Origin of the sequence: Streptomyces nanshensis, from assembly GCF_001751255.1 — a bacterium.
GTDB classification, from domain to species: domain Bacteria; phylum Actinomycetota; class Actinomycetes; order Streptomycetales; family Streptomycetaceae; genus Streptomyces; species Streptomyces nanshensis_A.
This window is the reverse complement of record NZ_LJGW01000056.1, coordinates 1-3,978: the sequence shown is the minus strand read 5'-3', so window position 1 is coordinate 3,978 and position 3,978 is coordinate 1. Positions and strand designations below refer to the sequence as shown.

Here is a 3,978-nt window from a genome sequence, read left to right as displayed (position 1 = left end):
GGCAGGGCAGGCGGGCGCCTGCCGGATGTTGCGCAGCCGGGGCACGGGCCAGGGGTCAGGGCGTGGCGAGATGGCCCGCCAAGTCCCGTGCGGGCTGCGGGATTTCGCCGAAGTCCTCGTCGTCGTCCAGCACGGGAAGCCGGTGGATGACGGCCTCCAGCGCATGCGGCAGCCGTGGGGCGCCGCCCGTGTGGCAGTCGCTCAGCAGCCCGTGCCGCACGCCCTCCGGAAGCAGCGGCCGCGCGGCGGAGCACTGCCCGCGTCCCTGAGCGCCGCTCCCGTCCGCCGTCGCCGTACGTCCGCGCTGCGTGAGCCGGGAGGACTGCGCACGCCAGTAGTCGGCGTCCCGGAACTCGCCGTGCCGGCGGTGGTGCAGACACAAGCAGAAGGCGGCGGTCCGAGAACCGCCGCCGGCGGCGAACTGCCACCAGAACTGCGCCGCTTCGCGATAGCGCGCCAGATGCAGCAGACAGCCGAAGACCAGCGCGCCCTCGGGGGCGATGGCCTCCTGGTCGTCGACGAGACGCGCCAGGCTCGCCGCCGCCTCGGGGGCGTTGATGACGAGGCTGACCGCCAAGTCCAGGTCGTGCGCGGCCTGTTCGCACTCGGTCGGATACTGGCGCCCCTGCGCGACCGTACGGTCCCCGGCACCCGGAGACACCTCCGCGGCCCCGCCGCCGTCCGTACCCGCGTCCGCGGACCGGCCCGCGGCGGACGGCCCCGCGAGCACTCGCTCGCGCACCGCGGCGACTTCGCCCTCGCCGTACTCCTCCGCGAGCACCTCCGCGCCGCACAACAGCGCGTCGATGCTGCGGTGTTCGGGCCTCCCCCGCATCAGTCGCCCCCGGTGTCGGGCCCCGGCGCCGTACGCAGCTCCCGGGCGAGCTTCCGTTTCGCATAGCGTATGTGGGAGCGCACCGCGGCCGTGTCGAAACCGAGATAGCCGGCGACCTCCTCCTCGGAGCAGCCGAGGACATAGCGCAGGACGATCACGTCGTACTGCCGCTCCGGCAGCCGCCCGATCGCCGCGTACAGCCCGATCTCGCCCTCCAGCACGGCGAATTCGTCCCGCAGCTCGTGCAGCAGCACCTTGCGCTGCGCCGCCTGGAAGGCCGCCGTCGCCGCGAGGCGGGGCCGCAGCCCGCGCTCGTCCAGCCAGCGCGCGACATGCTCCTTCAGCACCGTCCAGGCGTACTCCGTGAGCGACTCCTGACGCAGCGCGTGCTCCCAGTGCTCCAGCAGATGGCGGCAGGCGGCCTCCACGATGCTCCGCGCGGCCTCCTTGCTGCCCGCCTGGGTGTGGGCGTAGCGCAGCCAGAGCCGGTGGTGCGAGGCGTCGAACGCGTCGAAGGAGAGCAACAGCCGCCGCCTTGCGTCGCGTTGACCGGCGTCCAGGGCATCCGGGGCATCCGGGTCGTCCGAGGTATCCGGGCCGGCAGGCCCGCCCGCCGTGGACGCGGCACCCCGCGCCGTCCCTGCTGTGGAACCCGGCTGCTGGTCGTCCTCGGCGCTCATGGAGGAGCCCTCTCGGGGAGAACGGGTCGGACGTTCCCTCACAGGAGAGAACATGGATCAGAAGCCGCGAACGGGCGCCCATGGGGCGGTGTCCGCGGAAGTCCGGCCAAAGTACTACACAGAGTGAAAGCTTGGCTACCGGGTCCGGGGGCGTCTTCCCGCCACCCTGCGGCCGGTCCCGGCCTCAACGCCCATGTGCCCTGGGCAAGTTCGGCCCGAATGGCGCACGATAGCCGCCCCGGCGACCTCGCCGGGACAAGAACCCGGAAAGGCGGAAAAGGTGGCCGTTGACGAAGGTCCGGTGGACGACGCCGTGCACGGTGCAGGGGACGGCGCGGTGGACCTGGAACTCGACCGGGCCCACTCGGCCCGTATGTACGACTACTTCCTCGGCGGCACCACGAACTTCCCCGCGGACCGCGAGAGCGCGGGCAAGGCCATGGCCGCCTTCCCCGCCGTCCTCGTCGCCGCCCGCACCAACCGGCAGTTCATGCACCGCTCCGTGCGCCGCCTCGCACAGCTCGGAATGCGCCAGTTCCTCGACGTCGGCACCGGCATCCCCACTTCGCCCAACCTGCACGAGATCGCGCAGGAGACCGCGCCCGACGCCCGCGTCGTCTACACCGACAACGACCCCATCGTCCTCACCCACGCCCAGGCCCTGCTGCGCAGCACCCCCGAGGGCCGCACCGCCTACGCGCAGTGCGACGCCCAGCACCCCGAACTCCTGCTGTCCGCACGGGAGGTGCGCGAGACCCTCGACCTGGAGCGGCCCGTCGCGCTGAGCCTGATCGCGCTGCTCCACTTCGTCCCCGGCGAGCGCGCCGCACACGACATCGTCGAGCACTTCAAACAGGCTCTGCCCTCCGGCAGCACCCTCACCGTCAGCCATGTCACCCCGGACTTCGACCCGGGGGCGCTGGCGCGCGCCCTGGAGGCGTACGACGCGGCGGGCACGCCCGTACAGGCCCGTACGCGCGAGGAGTTCACCCGCTTCTTCGACGGCTGGGAACTGCTCGACCCCGGCGTCACCGTCACCCACCGCTGGCGCCCCGACACCGAGCGCGACCTCTCCCAGGTCACCGACGCCGAGGCCGCCTGCTACGCCGCGGTGGCGCGCAAACCCTGACGGGCCGGTCGCGGGCTGCTTCGCGCCGGCCTGTTAGCGAACCGGGCGGGCGGGTTACCCGGGGCGACGGTTCGTACGTAAGACAGGAGGAACCATGCCCGCAGGATCGAACGCGAAGCGTGAGCGCCAGTACGAGCACATCAAGGAGGGCGCGAAGCAGCGTGGCGCCTCCACGGGCCGCGCCGAGGAGATCGCGGCACGCTCGGTCAACAAGGAGCGTGCGCGTACCGGCGAGGCGGCCCGCGCCAGCCGCACCTCCACCCGCGGCAAGTCGGCCTCCGCACGCGGCGGCACCCGCTCCGGACGCGGCATGGGCCCCAAGAGCGGCCCGACCCGCGACCAGCTCTACAACGAGGCGAAACAGCGCGGCGTCGAGGGCCGGTCCTCGATGAACAAGCGCCAGCTCCAGAAGGCGCTGGGCCGCTGATCGGGTACGCCGGGGCGGCGAGGAGATCAGGCGTGGCCTCCGAGGTGGCACCGGTGTACGGGGCACCGTGCTGGGTGAGCCTGGCCACGGGCGATCTCGTGGACGCCCAGCGCTTCTACGGCCGGGTGCTGGGCTGGTCCTTCCGTCCCGGAACCATCGGCGAGGAGTTCAGCGTCGCCTACTCCGACGACGTGCCCGTCGCCGGGCTGGGCGCCATCGCCCGCACCATGGGCGTCGCCGTCCAGTGGACGCCGTTCTTCGCCGTGCCCTCCGCGGACACGGCGGCGTCGCGCGTGCGCGAGCGCAGCGCGACCGTCGCCGTCGGCCCGATCCGCATGGGCGACGGCCGTACCGCGCTCGCGGCGGATCTCGCCGGGGCGACGTTCGGCTTCTGGGAGGGCTCGGTGCTCCCGAGCTGGGACGCCGAGAACCGCGATCTGCCCGCACGGCTGGAGCTGCGTACCCGCGACGCCTTCGCCGCGGCCATCTTCTACGCCGAGGTGTTCGACTGGGCGTCCGAGACGGGCCGTTGCGAGGTCGACTACCAGCACGAGGCCGTCGTCATCCGGGTGGGCGGCCGTACGGTGGCGACGCTGCGCGGCGGCGCCGTCGAGTCGGCGCCCGATCCGCACATCCGGCCCCGCTGGCACGCCTCGTTCGCCGTGGACGACGTCGACGAGGCGGCGAAGGCGGCGGTGGGCGCGGGCGGCGCCGTGGCGACGAGCCCGGCGGACAACCCCTTCGGGCGCTCGGCCGGGCNGGGCTCTTCGACCCCGAGGGAGGTCTCTTCACGGTCCACTCCCGCGACGAACCGTGAACGGGCCGCCCGCGGCGGGGCGCGAACAGGACCGCGGGACAGGGCCGTTGACCGGGCACGGGGCCGTCGACGGGCGGACCGGTCCCGGAC

At 73.3% G+C, this 3,978-nt stretch carries 5 protein-coding genes; 3 read left to right on the top strand and 2 right to left on the bottom strand.

Annotated elements, in window-relative coordinates; all coding sequences use genetic code 11:
- Nucleotides 1–55: 55 nt before the first annotated feature.
- Nucleotides 56–835 carry a hypothetical protein gene (locus AN218_RS02915; RefSeq protein ID WP_070015004.1) on the bottom strand — a complete coding sequence of 260 codons (780 nt, stop codon included), beginning with the start codon at nucleotides 833–835 and terminating at the stop codon, nucleotides 56–58.
- Nucleotides 835–1,515: a sigma-70 family RNA polymerase sigma factor gene (locus tag AN218_RS02910; RefSeq protein ID WP_070015003.1), complete on the bottom strand. Its 681-nt coding sequence runs from the start codon at nucleotides 1,513–1,515 to the stop codon at nucleotides 835–837. Before AN218_RS02910 ends, AN218_RS02915 begins: the two co-directional genes overlap by 1 nt.
- A 280-nt stretch (nucleotides 1,516–1,795) precedes the next feature.
- Between AN218_RS02910 and AN218_RS02905 the strand changes: the two genes are divergently transcribed.
- The 3 genes from AN218_RS02905 to AN218_RS02895 all read left to right on the top strand — a co-directional run.
- The gene (locus AN218_RS02905) at nucleotides 1,796–2,644 is read left to right on the top strand and encodes an SAM-dependent methyltransferase (protein WP_275936951.1); all 849 of its coding nucleotides are present in this window, start codon (nucleotides 1,796–1,798) and stop codon (nucleotides 2,642–2,644) included.
- 94 nt (nucleotides 2,645–2,738) lie between these two features.
- On the top strand, nucleotides 2,739–3,071 hold the full coding sequence (locus AN218_RS02900; protein ID WP_070015001.1) for a plasmid stabilization protein: 333 nt from the start codon (nucleotides 2,739–2,741) through the stop codon (nucleotides 3,069–3,071).
- A 227-nt stretch (nucleotides 3,072–3,298) separates the two neighbouring features.
- On the top strand, nucleotides 3,299–3,978 hold a 680-nt coding region (locus tag AN218_RS02895; RefSeq protein ID WP_476755952.1), incomplete at its 3' end, for a VOC family protein.

What these genes read in the sequence shown, in the direction of transcription:
- AN218_RS02900 (WP_070015001.1), top strand. Translation starts at nt 2,739, where the DNA reads ATGCCCGCAGGATCGAACGCGAAGCGTGAGCGCCAGTACGAGCACATC.
- AN218_RS02915 (WP_070015004.1), bottom strand. Translation starts at nt 835, where the DNA reads ATGCGGGGGAGGCCCGAACACCGCAGCATCGACGCGCTGTTGTGCGGC.
- AN218_RS02910 (WP_070015003.1), bottom strand. Translation starts at nt 1,515, where the DNA reads ATGAGCGCCGAGGACGACCAGCAGCCGGGTTCCACAGCAGGGACGGCG.